The 17,742-nt window shown below is 33.1% G+C and carries 14 protein-coding genes; 1 reads left to right on the top strand and 13 read right to left on the bottom strand.

Annotation, left to right across the window (positions count from 1 at the left end; translation table 11 throughout):
* Window positions 1–1,050 (bottom strand): gliding motility protein, GldB, encoded by a 1,050-nt coding sequence (locus B2217_RS14115; protein ID WP_180905290.1) that lies wholly within the window; start codon window positions 1,048–1,050, stop codon window positions 1–3.
* A gap of 100 nt (window positions 1,051–1,150) precedes the next feature.
* Here B2217_RS14115 and nadE point away from each other — a divergent pair, with 100 nt between their 5' ends.
* Window positions 1,151–1,945, top strand: a complete 795-nt coding sequence (nadE, locus tag B2217_RS14110; protein WP_180905291.1) for an NAD(+) synthase — start codon at window positions 1,151–1,153, stop codon at window positions 1,943–1,945.
* A gap of 255 nt (window positions 1,946–2,200) precedes the next feature.
* Here nadE and B2217_RS14105 read toward each other — a convergent pair whose 3' ends face one another.
* The 12 genes from B2217_RS14105 to B2217_RS14050 form a co-directional block, all read right to left on the bottom strand.
* Window positions 2,201–2,611: a hypothetical protein gene (locus B2217_RS14105; protein WP_180905292.1), complete on the bottom strand. Its 411-nt coding sequence runs from the start codon at window positions 2,609–2,611 to the stop codon at window positions 2,201–2,203.
* A gap of 51 nt (window positions 2,612–2,662) precedes the next feature.
* The gene (locus B2217_RS14100; RefSeq protein ID WP_291094136.1) at window positions 2,663–3,043 is read right to left on the bottom strand and encodes a VanZ family protein; all 381 of its coding nucleotides are present in this window, start codon (window positions 3,041–3,043) and stop codon (window positions 2,663–2,665) included.
* Entirely contained in the window at window positions 3,036–3,416 is a 381-nt protein-coding gene (gcvH, locus tag B2217_RS14095) for a glycine cleavage system protein GcvH (protein WP_219033849.1), read from the bottom strand. The genes B2217_RS14100 and gcvH overlap by 8 nt, the downstream gene beginning before the upstream one ends.
* Window positions 3,417–3,437: 21 nt before the next feature.
* Window positions 3,438–5,393, bottom strand: a complete 1,956-nt coding sequence (gene sprA / locus B2217_RS14090) for a cell surface protein SprA (protein ID WP_291122954.1) — start codon at window positions 5,391–5,393, stop codon at window positions 3,438–3,440.
* A complete protein-coding gene (sprA, locus tag B2217_RS14085) occupies window positions 5,342–10,525 on the bottom strand; it encodes a cell surface protein SprA (protein WP_422653378.1) in 5,184 nt (1,727 codons plus the stop codon). Before sprA (B2217_RS14085) ends, sprA (B2217_RS14090) begins: the two co-directional genes overlap by 52 nt.
* 92 nt (window positions 10,526–10,617) lie before the next feature.
* Window positions 10,618–11,199, bottom strand: a complete 582-nt coding sequence (gene ruvA, locus B2217_RS14080; RefSeq protein ID WP_280045802.1) for a Holliday junction branch migration protein RuvA — start codon at window positions 11,197–11,199, stop codon at window positions 10,618–10,620.
* Between the two features lie 92 nt (window positions 11,200–11,291).
* Window positions 11,292–12,209, bottom strand: a complete 918-nt coding sequence (locus tag B2217_RS14075; protein WP_280045803.1) for a hypothetical protein — start codon at window positions 12,207–12,209, stop codon at window positions 11,292–11,294.
* A 143-nt stretch (window positions 12,210–12,352) separates the two neighbouring features.
* Window positions 12,353–13,645: a serine hydrolase gene (locus B2217_RS14070; protein ID WP_280045804.1), complete on the bottom strand. Its 1,293-nt coding sequence runs from the start codon at window positions 13,643–13,645 to the stop codon at window positions 12,353–12,355.
* Window positions 13,646–13,756: 111 nt separating this feature from the next.
* Window positions 13,757–15,262 (bottom strand): serine hydrolase domain-containing protein, encoded by a 1,506-nt coding sequence (locus B2217_RS14065; RefSeq protein WP_180905296.1) that lies wholly within the window; start codon window positions 15,260–15,262, stop codon window positions 13,757–13,759.
* A gap of 125 nt (window positions 15,263–15,387) precedes the next feature.
* The gene (locus B2217_RS14060; RefSeq protein WP_180905297.1) at window positions 15,388–16,524 is read right to left on the bottom strand and encodes a helix-turn-helix domain-containing protein; all 1,137 of its coding nucleotides are present in this window, start codon (window positions 16,522–16,524) and stop codon (window positions 15,388–15,390) included.
* 72 nt (window positions 16,525–16,596) lie between these two features.
* Window positions 16,597–17,313, bottom strand: a complete 717-nt coding sequence (locus B2217_RS14055) for a sulfite exporter TauE/SafE family protein (protein ID WP_291122924.1) — start codon at window positions 17,311–17,313, stop codon at window positions 16,597–16,599.
* Window positions 17,298–17,741: a FixH family protein gene (locus tag B2217_RS14050; protein WP_114997963.1), complete on the bottom strand. Its 444-nt coding sequence runs from the start codon at window positions 17,739–17,741 to the stop codon at window positions 17,298–17,300. The genes B2217_RS14055 and B2217_RS14050 overlap by 16 nt, the downstream gene beginning before the upstream one ends.
* Window position 17,742 lies beyond the last annotated feature (1 nt).

The raw sequence follows: 17,742 nt of genomic DNA, 5'->3' as shown, positions 1-17,742 counted from the left end.
TTATTTCACAAAATGGTAAACTTTACCATCAATTGTTTTTGTTGTATAATTTGTTGAATTATTACTTTCTAAAGCTGGCTTATATTTAGAATCTTTGAAGATTTTTTGACCATCCATATCATCTAACAAAGCTTTCAATTCTACCTTCGGATTCTCTTTCATGTATTGGCGAATAATTTGCAAACCAATCCAAGCCGCAATTCTTCCTGGAGAATCTTGTTCTATTTCATTATTAAATTTTGAAAATGGACTAACTGCTAAAAAGCGTTTATCCAAAGAAGCATCTGAACTGAATACATAATTTTGCTCCACAAAAAAGTTCCAAATTTGACCTTCGTTCTCAATACACCACTGAATTTGTTCTGGCGTGTAACCAACTTTATATTCGTCTGGTGTAACTGTTAACAATGCATCTTGCAAAATCAATTTCTTCCCTTCATAAATCATTTTATCAATAAATAATTGATTTCTTGGGCTAAATGTTACCACATCATTCGCAATTGCATCAACAGCTTGAGAAGGCAAACGATTAAAATCTAAATTTGTGCGTAAATAACGTTCTACGCCAATGCTATCATATAATTTATTCTTTGACCCCAAATACGCATCCATCGCAATAAACATCAAGCCAGATTGCTGACTAAACATCACAGGATAATCTATATTTTGTAAACCTGATGAATAGGTATAAACCGTCGGAATTTTATATTCTGGAAAATAAAATTGGTAACGTTGAAACATCGGCGTTAACGATTGATTTAAGTTTTTAAAATCTCCAAAAACCTTTCGAGATTGTCCATAAATACTCAATTCTTCTTTATTACGACGTTGACTTTCCCATACGTCATCCGCAGTTTTTGCATCAAAAAAGAAAGGATAATCTTTTCGTAAAGCCGCTAAAGGAATCGAATCGTTAAAAAAATCTTGGCTGATATCATGAATATTCAACTGAACATTTTGTTCTTTGACATCCACTTCCCACGATTTTTCTTTTTTGCACGCAGTAAATAAAATTAAACTCGCAAAAGCTAAGCCATATACAAATTTCATTGCTTGGTTATTTAGCTAACAAAAATAGTAAAATAATCTGTAGTATTTTCAACCCTAATTTTTTTCATAATCTGCTATCTTTGAAATAAATTATTAAACTATGCAAACTGAAAAAGTTGTAGAATATATTGTTTCTTGGTTGAAAGATTATTTGGAAACAGCGCACCAAAAAGGCTTTGTGATTGGAATTTCGGGCGGAATTGATTCGGCTGTAACCTCAACGCTTTGTGCAATGACAGGTTATCCTTTGCTTAATTTGGAAATGCCAATTCATCAAGAAAAAAATCAAGCGGATAGAGCAAAACGTCATATTGAATGGTTAAAAAATAAGTTTTCGTCGCCAATCGATTCGATAGAAGTTGATTTAACCTCAACTTTTGATGCAATGGTTTCGGCTTTACCAGAAACGGAAACGACAGACAAAGTGAATTTAGCGTTGGCCAATACACGCTCTCGTTTACGTATGACAACACTTTATTATTTTGCTGGTTTACACAATTATTTGGTTGCAGGAACAGGAAATAAAGTCGAAGATTTTGGCGTTGGTTTTTATACAAAATACGGTGATGGCGGTGTAGATCTTAGTCCGATTGCTGATTTAATGAAATCGGAAGTGTATAAAATTGCTGAGTTTTTAGGCATTAATACAGATATTCAAAAAGCAAAACCAACCGATGGTTTATTTGGCGATGATCGTTCGGATGAAGATCAATTAGGAGCAAATTACGATGAATTGGAATGGGCGATGAAAGCGAAAGAAGCTGGAAAAACTGCAGATGAATTTGAAGGAAGAGAAAAAGAAGTTTTCGAGATTTATTCGAGATTAAATCGTATTAACCAACACAAGATGGTTCCAATTCCGATTTGTGATATTCCAGAGGAATTGATGAAGTAAGTGAACAGGTAAAACATATTCCGAGTTTCGAAATTCGAACTTCAATAAAACATATAATTAGAATACAATTTAAAAGCAAGCGAAAGTTTGCTTTTTTATTTTGATGTGATGTTGACACGAATTCAACATGACTTACGTATAATGTCATTCTGAATGTAGCGTTAGCGGAATGAAGAATCTCAGATTCCTCGACAAACTCGGAATGACATTTTCTTAATTGATAATATAAATGAAGAAGTCGTAAGTGAAATTTTATTATTTAGCCCAGCTTGGTAACTCTTTCCAACCTTGTGATGGAGCTTCTTTTATATTATCTAGAACAGGTTTATTTATATATAGTTTAGTCGTAAAAAATAGTCTATTAACCCATTCATTTTTATTGATTTTAACTAAAAATCTTTTACCTATTTTACTATTATAGAAAGATGTGCTATCATTATCGAAATAGTCACTACCATTATTTAATTTATCATTATATAAATAATTAAATTTTATTTTATTTGAAGAATTCTTACCTATAAAATCAATTCTAGTCAAAGTAGCAATAGTATATCTGTAATTTTCCTTAGTTGAATTATCAAAATGATTATTCAATAATACATAAATAACTATCAAAAATAAAGAAGAGAAAATTATCATACTCCATATACTTTTTGTTTTAAACATAGTAAATAAATTTTATTTCTAAATATACTAAAAACAAAAAACTCAGTAATACTACTGAGTTTTTTTATATTGTAAATAATATGTTATTGCGATATATGCGAGGGCGATTCCGGATAAGTTTGCCATTAAATCGACAAAATCAAAACTACGATGAAGTGAAGTTAAAACGCCTTGTAAAATTTCGATGAGGAAACTTACCAAAAACGGAATTATCATCAAGCGTAGGTTTGTTAATTTGTATGCGACAAATAACAAAATCGTCATCATCCCAAACATTCCACAATGTACTATTTTATCAAAATTATCAATCTCCAAAAAGATTTCTAATTCTTTGATTGTGCTTAATTTCGAGAAATTTTCTTGTGGAAGTAGCGTCAGATAAAACACCAACGCTACATATGCAAAAAATATTATTTTCTTTGTCTTATGCACCGATTAATTCTCCGTAAGCAGCTGCATCTAATAAAGTATCTAATTGAGAAGCATCTTCAATTTTAACTTTGATAATCCACCCTTTTCCGTAAGGATCAGTATTGATTAATTCTGGCTCACCTTCTAATTCAGTGTTAAATTCTACAACTTCACCGCTAATTGGCATAAATAAATCAGAAACTGTTTTTACTGCTTCTACTGTTCCAAATACTTCTTCTTGACCTAAAGTTTCTCCTTCTGTTTCTACGTCAACATAAACAATATCTCCTAACTCTCCTTGTGCGAAAGCTGTAATACCGATTGTTGCAAAGTCTCCTTCTACAGAAATCCACTCGTGATCTTTACTGTACTTTAAATTGTTTGGAATGCTCATAATGTTTGTTTTATTGTTTTTTTAATTTCCGAATGTAAAGGTAGCACTAAATCCGGCACGAATTTGAGAAATTGGAAAAGCTGTTGAAATTTTATATTTACTCATCATCTGATCCCAATAGAATCTCAAGTTCAAATTCTTACTTACGTTATAATCTGCCGTTAACTTAAACGTCATAATTCGCTGTCCACCTGTGATTTGCGAATCTCCATAAATACTTGTTGGTATGTTTGGATTTTGTACGTCATCAAAGTTATAAATTACTTTTCGAATTGTTGTTTGATTATCTCTTAATGAGAAATCTCCACGAATATTTAAATCACCTTTGATTGTTTTCTGATTTCCTTGGTAACGAATCTTCATTTTGAAATCTTTGAAAATATACCCAAATCCAATAATATATTCAGATCCATAATCTTCTGTATACGTATAATTTGTTGTACTTAATGATAATAAACGATCTCTGTTATATTGCGCACGTAATTGCATACTGTTACGGAATGTTAAATCCACTCCCAATAATGGTGAAAATGATTCGATCATCGTAACCGCTCCATATAAATTCTGCGTATAGAAGTTTCCGTTTTCATCTTTACCAGTCACTTGTCCGCCACCCATAATTCCTGTATCTAACATAAAGTTTGGATTGGACTGAATACCAGTTGTTGTATATGTCGAATTATATGAACTCGAAACCTCAACATTATCAAAATATTTATTGATAATTGGAACAGATTTCAATCCTGTGTACGTTACGCGCCAGTTCGGAACCGGAATAGAACGATTGTATCCTAATTTAGACGAACCTGCATCTTTTCCTTGCACCGCCGCTAAAAATGCTGGTAAAAGTACATCAGAACTTCTTGCATTAAATCCTTCGTAATAACCAAGTCCATCTACATTTCCGCTACCTCTTTTTTGTGCTAAACGTCCAGAAATAGTTTTAGTATTTGTTAGGAATTGCTCAAAAATTGCATCTCCATCTTTGAAAGCTGTTTTGATATTTACGGTCGAAATATTAAGATTTGCTAATTCATCAATGTAAGGATTTTCGACTGCTAAATTGAATCCTGAATGATAAATACGACGATCTTTTGTACGTTTTGCACTCAAATCAATTCGTAAATCTGGAATTGGCTCAATCAAAGCAGTTCCATTAAAATCAGAACCTTTTGTAATTTGATACGCATCTGTCATCAATTCATCTCCTACAATCAATCCTCTTTCAACTAATTGTCGTTTAATATCGAATTGTGTTCCATAAACGAAGCCTAAACTTGGACCATTTTTACCATCAACACCAAAGAAACCTGGCTCGTATAATAATCCTGGAATTACAGCTCCATTTGTTTGATTAAATGTAAAATTAGCACGTTTTAGTGATGATAAAATCATCCAACCATAATCTTTTGCTGTAAATTTATGTTTGAATTTGTATGCTGATTTCTTATTTGTACGACGTTTCTTAGAGAATAAAGTTGTGTAAACTGTATTCAACGAATCTATTTCTGCACGACGGCCTTTCAAAATCGAATCATAGCGTTTGTAACCTTTAAACTCTGGATAGAATTTAGCAAAATCCAAATCTCCCATCAAATTGATCGAATTCGAGTTTTGAGCTGTACCATTTCCTAAATTAACAGGTCTTCCGTCTACTTCAAAATTTCTGTAAGCAGTAGAAGTTGCAACCCAGTTATAATTCGATGTAAATCCTGCTTCAACATTCATCCAATTGAGATATGGGAAGAATTTTAAAGGTAATTTATAATTCACCTGAAATTGTTGATCGTATTGAACTGGACGTCCAATTGTGAACATATTTTGCCAAATCATATCTTGATCTGCACGCTGGAAAGTTGTTCCATCATTCAACGTCATTGTCGAAGATGTTAAATCTAAACGCAACGATTTTGTCAAATCAAAACCTAAATTATATTGCCAATTGAACAAGAAATTGTTACTATATGTCGGACGAATNNCGCTCTTCCGATCTTCGAAGAACTTCCTCCTCCTAAATATTGACTGATATCGCGATATTGTCTTTCACTATACGTTCGCGCAATCTCTGTACGGAAAGAGAAACGTGTTGGCAAAGGATTCACATTAAATTCACGAATAAATTGTAAATATTTTCCTGATTCCTCTTTTGGTTGAACCGCACGCCATTTTTTGAAAGGTTCGTAAGATTTTCCTCTAAATCCGAAATTATAATTAATCGACGCTCTTAATTGTTGGTTGATGTTATATTGCGTGTAAATATCACGGTAATAATTATCCGAATACATCATCGAAACTGAGAAGTTAGAAGGATCATAAAAACGAACAGGGTTGTTGTTATTTGTAGATCTAACTTTTCGAATATTGTTAAAGGCAAAACTTTTGAACTGCGTATAAGTACGAACAACTTTTTCTAATTCGGCTTTATTAGGCGCTTCATCAAAAATAATATCGTTGTCTAATGGATTATATTTTGGATCGACAAAACTTTCCTGAATTGTAAAATCGAATGGAATTTCCATTCCCCATTTCTTTGGTAAGAATTTGTCTAATTTTACTTGTGCATTCAACGCGTATTGTAATGATTCGTCCTGATTACGGCTCGCAGGACCTTGATCGATAGCACCGAAACCTACAGAACTTGTACTTCCAGAAACCTGTACATTCGCAAAGTCACCTAAATTGAATTGTACATTTGCAGAAGCTGCATAACCTCCTTCGTTATCAATTTCGCTTAAACGAAGTTCGTTCACCCAAAGTAAAACCTCTTTATCAGTAGGTCCAGAAGTATTACGAACCCCAATCATGATCGAAGATACATTACCCAATGTTGGACGACCTTTTACGTAAATTGTTTTGTTTGGATTCTCTTGATCAAACGCAAAATTGAAACGTTGCAATGTATTAAAATCAACAGCATCCCTTTGTTTTTTAGCATCTGTAAACAAATCTGTATTCAGATCGACAAAGTTTTCATCAGGCCAAACTGTGCTTTCTGTTGCAGAACTTTGCGGCGTATATTTCAACGGCATTTCATATTCGTAGTAGTTATCTGTATAATCACTACCTACACGAATAAATAATTTTGTACCATTATCAATGGCATTTGACGCTCTGTCTAATAAGTTTTGAGCAGATACAAACATTTGTAATTTTTTGTATCGGCGCAAATCTAAATTTGTATTCTTAAAAATAGCTTTTGAAGTGCTACCTAATTTAAACTTCGCTTTCAAAGTCATCGAAGCTTCGTTTTGAGACTGATATCCCGTTGCTCCTTGTGTTTGTTCACGATAAACTCCAGGAGGAATCATATAACGAGGGCGATCTGTACCATTTCGTTCGATACTAACCTCACCAACTTCTAAATCATCAATATTTTTATCCTCTTCAGTTCCTTCTTGATTTCCTGCAGCCATTAAAGGATAAACATTTTTTGTATAACGACGCCACTCAGAACGAACTAAATCAAACGTACCGAAACGAATTGTTGTTTCTTCTTCGAAACCACGCATCACCATACGCATAAAACGAGCAGCTGTTAATACGCTTTCTGCTTGCGCAATAGACGCATCATTGTTTAACTCTTCTACTCCATCTCCGTCAAGATCTAAATCAAAGTTATCAACAGGAATACGAACTTGATACCATTTAACATCATGTTTCGTTTTGTCTGGAAATTCTCCTTGAACTGTTTTTCTTGCAACAATAAATTTATTGTTTGGATCTTCTAACGTTTGACGGTTAATTTTTAACGTATACTGATTATAGTTTTCTGTTTGATCTAAATTGAAATCACCATTGATATCTTCTGTATCTGGTGTTAAAGATGATGCGTGTAAAGGATTATCGGTTGAATTGTTTCCTTGCGGATTTCTGAAATAGCGGTAACGATCTTGAACTGTATTCCCAATTGATGCTCCTCTAAAACGATCATCTAAGAAGAATAAATAATTATCATTCGCAGGATCTAATTCTCCTGTCACTAAATTATTACTCGTAAATCCGTAACGTTGTGCTTCTTCCTCATCTGTTAATCCATTGTACCCTAAATCTTGTTGTTTTCGGGCAGCTCCATCTGTATCAAAAGCATATAAAATTGGATTTAACTGAGGTGTTTTCCCCCATTTTGATTCAACAACTTGAACACCATTATTAGAATGAGGCAATCCATTTTCGTACATCATTTCTCCGTCTTTTAAGACGTCTTCCGAAACATTTCCTAAATGTACCAATAACTCTCCATCGCCTCCTTTTCCATCTGCATAAGGATCCATCATCCAAAACTCGATGTATTCCACATTCGAATCTTTGAAGTTAGAAACTGAAATAGGACGCATAATTGCTCCCCAATTTTTCGTGTCTACTGCATTTGGATTAACGTTATAAGGTCCACGTTCTTGCGGATAGAATGTCATGTCTAATGTACTGATGTACGAATTTGTACCAGCCATTACATCACGTTGATCAAAAAGTTCCTTTAACTTAATGCGGCGTGCCATATGCGTTGACATTTGCTGATCCGTTAAAGGTGAACTTCCTCCCATTCCATAAAAACGAGGATCAATCGTGTACCACGATAACATACGACGACCATTATTAAATGATAAATCGTCATTTTTCATTCCATTCGGGAAGAACGGGTGATAACCAGAAGCAGAATATCCAGCAGGTTTTCCTGGTGTTGATCCAAATTTCCATGAACCAACATCTAATAAACTAATGCGAGATTGCGCATCTTCGAAATCGTCTATATAAGAATAACCTCCCGTAACTTTGTTCATTCCAGGCATCAAATAAGCTGCCTCTGCCTGAACGCTAATGTTCGACATTTGATCAGTTTTGATTCCTGGAATTTTATTTGTTAAACGAGTTAACCACTCAGCTTCTGAGTTATATTGTGTATTAAGTCCAAAAATTGTGTTGTTCACAGGTTCTGAACCAAATTGTGTTTTTTGCGTAACTGGACGTTCTTGGTAATTAATTAAAGTTCCTCCTAACATCAATTTATCACTAAATTTATGCTCGACATTAATTCCCATGAAACGTTTTTTCTGTAAATTAAATGTAGATTGATTTTCTAAAGATACATTAATTGGTGCTCCAGAATTTTTCAATTGTTCGTTGATAATTTTCACTCGACCCAACTGATAATCTACCGTATAATCTACGCCTTCCGTCAACGTTGCTCCACCAGAAGTCACCTTAACAGAACCTTGTGGCACATTAAAAGCTCCTAACGGAATACCATCTGTCACCGTTCCTTTGTAACGACCTTCTAATGTATAACGATTAGCTAATTTTTCGCCAGAAAGAGTATTTGGTAATTGACGATAAATTTGATTGAAAACGTATTCTTCATTTTGACCTTTTAATTTATTGCTCAAATATTTACCAAAAGGCTCTACAGAAGTAAAGATAATGTTTCCTCTTTCTGTATCAATTGTCAATCCTGATTGAAAATCGAATAAACCATCACCTTTACTTCCGTCAGGATTTTGTTGTAATTGTCCGTTCGAATTTAATCTATCCATGTTCAGAACTTGTAATAGCGATTGTTCTGAAACAGCAGAATTTGGTAAATAATTTAATGTTCCCGATGATTCTTTACCATTATCTTTGAAATTAATATTCATCAAGAAATCTTCACTCGAAACACCATAAGCATTTAACGAATAAATATTTTTCATCATCAAATCCCACATTGGCGAGGCCACATTAACAGCAGAATTTGGTTTGATTAATTTCGCAATAATTGGTTTATCTGTGTCGCTCGACATTTGTCCAACTTTGTATAACTTTGTCGGATCAGAGCTTAACGAATATTGAAACGAAACCGCTAACAAATCTTCACCATCAACTAAAGGCGTATTCAAGGAAATGTATCCTAATTTTGGGTAGAAAGTGAATTCGGAAGCATCAAGTTTTCGAACATTTTCATTGACGATAAAGTTTTCTCCATCCTGAAATTGCTCTCCATTAAATTCATGAGTATTTAAGAAGCTTCTCGCATCACTAATTTTAGTAAATTTTTTATCTAAGATTTCTTCATACAACTTATTATTACCATTTTGAGGAGCTGTATCACCTTCTGCGATATCTCGCAAAGCAATAATAGCACGTCTATTTTGTTGATTTCCTCCAGATTTATCGACTTTCCAAACCTCAATATTACTAATGTTGATATTACTATTAATCGCAGGATAATTTTCTAGCGCTTTATCATAACGATCTCTAAAAAATTGGCCTAAGAAAAAGTGTCTATTGTATTCATATTTTTCGGCAGCGACCTTAAAATCAGTCATCACACCACCACCTTGAACCACGATATTTTTAGATTCCGAACGTTGCTCAGAAAAGACAGCCGACACATTTGTACGACCAAATTTAAGATCTGTTCTAACTCCAAAAAGTGACTGCGCACCCGTAATCAACGAAGTACTAAGTGGCATCGAAATATTACCAACCTCTATATTTTGTAGGATATCATCTTCACCTCCAAATGGATCCAATTTATTTCCCAAAGCCTTTCTCCACTGAAGTTTCATTTGATTTTCGAAGCCAAAACCAGCTTGCGTATCATAATTTACTTTCATCTGAAGATTTTCTCCGACTTTCCCCAAAATACTCAATTGCATACGTTGGTTAAGATCCATTGTAAGCGTTTGACGGTTTTGTGGCAACAACATTGGGTTATCTATCTTTTGCAAGAAAACACCCAATTCTAAATTTGCATAACCTTGCGGAATCAATGAAATTTCTGATCCACCAAAAATAGTTTCGAAAGCTTTAGATTTCACCTTAAAACTTGGTAAAATACTTCCTTCTTTTTTTCCTTCCTTATCTCCAAAACGTTCTTCACGATAAAATTGATCGTTGGTTTGAGATTTTACTCGGAAATAATTTTTCATGTCTTGATTCTGAACCAAAGTCAGGTATTCTTGACGTGTCAAATAGATTGGCTCGGAAACTAAACTTGTTCCAATTTGAGGATATAAAATATACTGACGCTTTATCGCATCATATTGTACATCGTATTTTATTTGATTATCTAAAAACAATCCACCTTTTTGATCTCGGATAGGAAACTTAAGCGTATCACTTTCCTGAGCCATAACATCGCTCATAGTTCCCATTGCAAAAAGGAAACACAAAGCCACTATAGTAGAGCCTTTACGAATAGTTTTTGGTTCGTTATGAATCTTCATTAAATTTTCTTCAAGGTTTCTTTTACTAAGAATTCCACGTCTGCATCTGGCTGATCTTGTAGGATTTTGTCCATGATTTTCTCTGCAGATTTTTTAGGAATTCCTAAAACTTCTAAAGCAGATAACGCTTCATTCTTAGATTTATTTTTAACCGAAGTAGAATTAACATCTAATATTAAATTTTGATCCAATTTATCTTTCAAATCGATAATGATTCTTTGCGCAGTTTTAGCACCAATCCCTTTTACACTTTGCAATAATTTGGCATCTTCTTGAGCGATTGCAGTTGCAATTTCTTTGGAAGAAAGTGTCGAAATAATCATCATTCCAGAAGCTGGACCAACACCGTTAACACTAATTAATTTCTGAAAAATTTCTCGTTCTAATTTTGTTGCAAATCCATAAAGTATATGCGCATCTTCGCGAACAATTAAATGTGTAAAAATTGTAACCAATTCTTCGTGTTCCAAAGTAGAATACGTATTCAATGAAATATTGACCCAATATCCGACCCCATTGCAATCTATTACAGTATTTGTTGGATAAATCTCGATTAATTTACCTCTTAATTGTGTTATCATTTTGACGTTTATTTAGTTACACTACATATAGTGATAACGTCAAAAATACGATTTATTTTGTAAGGATGAAAGTTGGATTTATTGATGAGAATCTAATTTGAATTTTCGAAATCATGAATAATACTTTCTGCCCAAAAATTTCCGTACCAATTTAATTTAGAATTTATTTGATATACGCAGGAAAGTGTAATTTTTGTTTGTGTTGAATTTATTTTTTCTAAACGATAATTTATATTTCCAAACTTAAAATAATTTCCTTTCAACACATGTTGATCAGTTGGTTTTTGGCGAAGTTTAGACTTTGAAATATCTATTTTGAAATTTACATATTTGTTTTCTTCCAATTCTGTAACATATTCAAATAACTCCAAATCATCTGTAAATTTTCCGATACGAACCAATTGATTATTTTCTATAAAAGATGTCGATTTTATTGGACGCGGAACACCTATAAATTGATAAAATCCATCTTTATATTCATCTTGCTTTATTTCTTTGACTTCAATCAAATTAGGAAAAATATTTTCGGGTTGATTATTCACAACAATAGAACTTTCTGTGGTAAACAATTCACTTTTATCAGGAAAAACATTTTCAATTGGAAATAAAAACAACGGCAATAATAAAATTGAGTATAGTTTTTTATCATTCTCTCTTTCTGCTGTTCTACTCCCACAAATTAATCCCGCAATTCCTGCAACTATTAAAGCTGGAAATCCCAATATTAATCCACAAACCAAATCTTCAATCCCTGTCATTAAGCACGTCATAATATAAATTACAACTGTAATTATTGGATAAAAAAATTGTTTCAATTTTGATTTATAAATTTCTGTAGAAGAATACAAAATCGGAACTACTCCAATAACAATTGGAATCCCGAAAAGGAAGGTATATGTTAATACTCCATTATCAAAAATATTGTAAGAATTATCACCAATTACTAACCGAAAAAGCAAACCATATAATGCTCCTAAAATAATTCCTATATATTCTGATTTGAACTTCATCGCGTTAATTGTATTTCATTAAATTAAAAGTACAATTTATTTTGTAAGGATGAAAGTTGGATTTTAATGAAAGCCTTGTCAAGATTTAGAACCTTTGATAAGGCTTCGAGTGATTTGAATTAAATATTTTGAGAAATCAATTTTTAGTTTTTTAAGGCTATAATTTTCTCAATCATTCTTTCGGCATTACCGTTGGTGCCGCCAAGATTGATGGCTTTGTTGTACCATTCTAACGCCAAATCATATTGCTTGTTAGTAAGATAAGCTTCGCCCAAACTATCGGCAACACTTGCGTTATTTGGAAACTCTTTTACAACCAGTTGAAATATTTTTATAGACTCGTTAATTTTGCCTGCTCTTAATAATTCGTAACCCAATGTGTTAAGTTCAGTTGGATTTTCAAAACTATACTCTTTTTCGGAAGTATTTTTCAATTGATAATAATTCTCAATCGCTTTATTGACATCAGTTTGCGCTTCTTTTCTTAAAGCTTGATAAATCGATTTTCTAGGAATTTTAAATGTTTTTCCTAGCATAATTTTATGAATCATATGTCCCAAATCCCAAACTTTATTGCGGTTATTCGACGCTAAAATGATAACTACATCATTCTTCATATCATTTAACACCAAAGATTCAAATTTGTAGGAGACACCATTATGACGCTGCAATTCTTCTTCTGCAAAATAATCTCCAAATGATCCACCTTGATGGTCTTTTGTATAGGGATTATTCAATAATGTTTCAAAGGATTTTCTGGAAATCAAACGATTGTGATTCATTGCCTCAACCCATTTGTACATATCATTGGCGTCCATCCAAAGCCAACCGCTGATAAATTCCATTTCTGGGCATCGAACATTGTCCATATCATAACAAGATGTTCGGTTTTTATAGCCTGCTTTTGCATCAAACACAGAATTAGTCATTTTCAAAGGTTTGATAATGTTTTTCGTCACAAAATCTTGAAAAGTCATTCCTGTCATTTTTTCAATAATTCTTCTTTGCAAAAAAACATTGCCATTATCGTATCGGTAATCCTTTCCAGGTTCAAATAACAACGTATCCGTTTTTCGCAGAATCTTCCAAGCTTCATCATCATTTTTCGGGACTATTAGCCCATTTTCTATTCTGGGAATTCCGCTGGCGTAATTAATCAGATGTCTTGTCGTTACTTTTTCTGACCATTTTGGTAAATCTAAATTGTATTTCGAAATCGGCTCGTCAAGATTGAGTTTACCACGCTCCATCAACATCATAATTGCAACTGCATTAAATTCCTTTGCAATAGAGCCAAAATTTAAAATTGAGTTTTTGGTTAAGGGTGTTTTCTTTGTTTCGTCGGTAAAACCAAATGATTTTTGATAGATGATTTTTCCTTTTTTGGCAACCAAAACATTTCCATTGAACAAACCTCTTTCGTAAGATTTTGTCATTAAGGAATCTATTTTTTCGGTGACATTTTGAGCGAAAGTGTAGCATGAAAAAATCATCAAAAGGAAAGGGAAACTGATATTTTTTACGAAATTATGTACTATCATAATTGTCTATTTCTTCAAGTCATTTTCAATTTTTGAAATCATTTCTTTTGCGTTTTGATTGGCCGGTTCCAACTGCAATACTTTTTGATAATCAGCTTTTGATGCTGCGAAATCTTTTTTATCAAAATAAGCTTCAGCACGGCTGTCGTACGCATTTGCTAAATCGGGAAATTGATTAATATTCAAACTGAAAATCTTGATAGCTTCATCAATTTTGTTATTTCTTAAAAATTCGTAGCCCAAGGTATTCAGTTCGCTTGCATCCGAAAAATTGTAATCGTTTGGATTGGTTAGCTTCAATTTTTTGTAAAGTTCAATGCCTTTATCAATATCTTGATTGGCGACTTTTTTAATCGTTAACGAAATAGATTCTTTTATGGGTTCAAAAGGATAATTTTTCCATTTATTTTGATAAGCAATATTTGAAACTATTTCATTGATCAGCTGCATATTTCTACCGTTGGTCATAACAACAACACCGTTTCCATCTTCCAAACTTCCAATGTAATGACAAACAAATCCATCATTTCCTCCGCTGTGACCAAAGTATTTTGTACCATTATAATCTTGAATAAATACGCCTAAATTGTTATCAAGCCTTTTAATTGACATTTCTTTTGAAAGAATTTTATTGGATTTTCCTTGTAAAGACAGTTGAGTTTCGATGATGTATTTCGCCAAATCTGTAGGATTGGTCCATAAACCAGCCGCAGCCTGTTCGGGATAAATATGGTATTTGCCAACAACTTCTACCTTTCCATTATAACCCGTCGCTAAAAGATTTTGCTTGTCCGACGATGGCGGTTGATTAAAAGAACTTTGCGTCATTCCGATAGGTAGCAACACATTCTTTTGCATATAATCTGCATATTTTTCACCAGTTACATCTTCAACAATTAACTGAGAAACAGTCGTGCCGCCTCCTGAATATTGAAACTTGAGACCAGGCTCAAAAATAGAACGAACGGCATTAGAATTTGCAGGTTTTGTGCCATCCAAAATTTGCGTAATCGTCGGTAAAGCTTGTCCCTTTTCATAACCACCAAAACCGCTGACAGAAAGCCCAGCCGTATGACTTAACAATTGTGCGATGTTGATTTTTTTTCCTTTTGAAATCGAATCGTAAGGGAATTTCCATGTTTTCAAAAAAGTGTTAATATCCTGATCCAGATTTAATTTTTTGGCTTCGACCAACTTTAGAACGCCCAAACTGTTAAACGATTTACTAATTGATGCCGCCTGAAAAAGCGTTGCTGTGGTTGCTGGTCTTTTCTCAGAGACATCCGCAAAACCATAGGCTTTTACCCATTCAATCTTGTAATTTTTAACAACAGCAATACTTACTGCATTGACTTCGTAAAAATCCATTCGCTCTTTTAAAGTCGTTTTTTTGGTTTTAGTCTTGTCCCAAGCATTTAAATTATTCTCTAAAGATTTGATTTTTTCGTTGACATTTTGAGAATAAGTGGAACTTGAAAAAATCAAAAAAAGGAAAAGGATTGTATTTTTCATATGCGAAACCATTTGATTGTGATTCATATTCAATAATAATTATTTTTCTGCAAAACTGCGTCAAAATGCTTTAATACACGACCGACTAAAAAAAGTCGAACTCATTTTCCGAGAAATACTACCAATTAATTCGGATTTTTCCTAAAATCTGTCGGCGTTGTACCTGTGTATTTTTTGAATGAAGTACTAAATGATGACTTGGAATTGAAACCTACTTCATAAAGAATTTCTAAAATTGTCAAATCTTTTTTGGATGGATCTCGTAAAATTTCTTTGGCTTTTTCGATTCGATATTCATTAATAAAATCAAAAAAATGTTTGTCCATATACAAATTAATCAAAGCCGATAAATCTTTCACAGGCATCTTGACTTGCTCCGCCAAATTCTGAATCGTTAAGGATGAATCCAAGTAAGGCTCATTTTTAAGCATAAAATCTTTTAAAGATTCGATTGCTGCATTTTTCTCCGCATTAATTTCGGGACTCGGTTTTTCTTCGGTAACTACTTCTTTAATCGGTTTTAAATCCGAATTCACACCTCGGAAGAAATCAGGATTGTTTAATGCGACAAACAAATACCAACAAGTACAAACAAAAAAAGAAATACCATCAAGCATCACAATCCACTCCTTCAATTCTCCATTCCCATAGGTAAAAGTAACCAGCCATCTTATCAATACTAAAAAATGAACAACATAAAATAAAATGTTGATTTTATAAAGAGTATTAAGTATTGAAATATTGGGATTGGTATAATTCTCGAGATAGACCTTTTTTGACTTTCTAATGACCAAAAATGAAGCAATAAAATAAACTTGAAACAGAACTTCAAAAAGAATATAGAAAAATCGCATCATCGGTGATTCGCTCAATTCATTGATAAAACTAATTTTTCCAGCTCTGTCTTGAAAATATATTCCATAAGCCATATACAAATTGAACGCAACAAAAGGAATACAATGCCATAAATGCTTCGGTTTTAATCGGAATTTGGTGTAACAAACCGACAAAACATAGAAATAAAATGATGCGGGAAAGATATAGTTAAAACTCCAGCGGAAAGCTTCAAGGTTCATATAATTGACGGGGAAATCGCGCATCAAAAACTTCAAACCATCTGCAGCAGTCGTAAAAAGAAAAAACGCAAGTAAACAGTTGGAAAATTTATGCTTGGTTTTCACCGTAACCAAAAATAAGGCAAGGACAAGTACAAGGAAAATCCCTATAAAAGCAGCTATTTCTTTAAATGTGAAGTTGTCCATTTTTGTTTTGAATACAAAATCAAATGTAATATTTTTTCACATCTTTGAGAAAATACATTTATTCAATAAAATCTACATACAATGCTCATCCATTCCATTTAGCTGAAGTGATTCTTTGGCTGGTGAGATAAAAGGTATGTTTAATTCTAATCCGCGAAGGATAAATAATACACCCAAAATAAGTGTGATAATTGGTAAGATTTTTAAGATCGTTTGACGCTGTTTCACTGATAAAAAATTACCAAATAAAACGGTTGCAAACATCAAAGGCAAAGTTCCAAATCCGAAGAAGAACATAAACATCGCACTTTTGTAAACTGATCCTAAACCAATGGCAGCTGTAAGTGAAGCATAAACCATTCCGCAAGGTAAAAGTCCGTTTAATAGACCAACTATATAAAGAGAGGAAGAATCTTTCTTGATTAAGAATTTACCAAGAGAGAGTTTTACTTTTATCATCAAGGCGTTTACAGGGCGAAGTTGCGTAGCACCATTTTCATAGAATTTTGGAATCATGACCATAATAATCATCAAAACTCCAATCAAAATACTTAGATAATTTTGTAATCCAACAAATGAAAATGATTCACCAATCAATCCTAAAATTGCGCCTAAAATTGTATAAGTGGTTACACGTCCTAATTGATACGTCAAATTACGAAGTGTAAATTTTAGTTTGTTTTGAGATTCTAATCCCAAAGATAAAGCAATAGGCCCGCACATCCCCACGCAATGCAGGGACGATGTAAGACCTATGGATAATGCTATGATAACTATTGTGAAATCCATCGAATGGACTTTTTAATCAAATAAGTTTGATTATTTTCTTTCCAGCTTAAAGTTAATTCGTATTCTCCGTCAATTAACTTAACAGAAGGTACTAAGAAATTTTTTCTGTCTGATAATTTGATTGTTGTTTTAACGTCTTTGGTTTCGTTATCATTTCGCATCAAAAAAATATCTCCTTTAAAATCGGCAGCAGTAGTTGCTGGAAATTGAAATAAAAATCCATTTGCTTGTACAATAACTTCTGGTTTTTCGGCTAAAGTATTTGCACGTTTTTCAGCATTTATTTCATCCTGAAAATGAATTTCTTTTTCGTAATAATCCTCGGTTACCATTCCACCTGTATCTCCTGCAAAATATAACAATGATAGAATGAATATCATAAAACATCCCAAAGCAATTGCTACATAATGTCCCCAATTTAACTTCATA

Source organism: Empedobacter sp. UBA7620 (assembly GCF_002484185.1).
In the GTDB taxonomy this organism is placed as follows: domain Bacteria; phylum Bacteroidota; class Bacteroidia; order Flavobacteriales; family Weeksellaceae; genus Empedobacter; species Empedobacter falsenii_C.
This window is presented reverse-complemented; position numbering and strand designations above follow the sequence as displayed.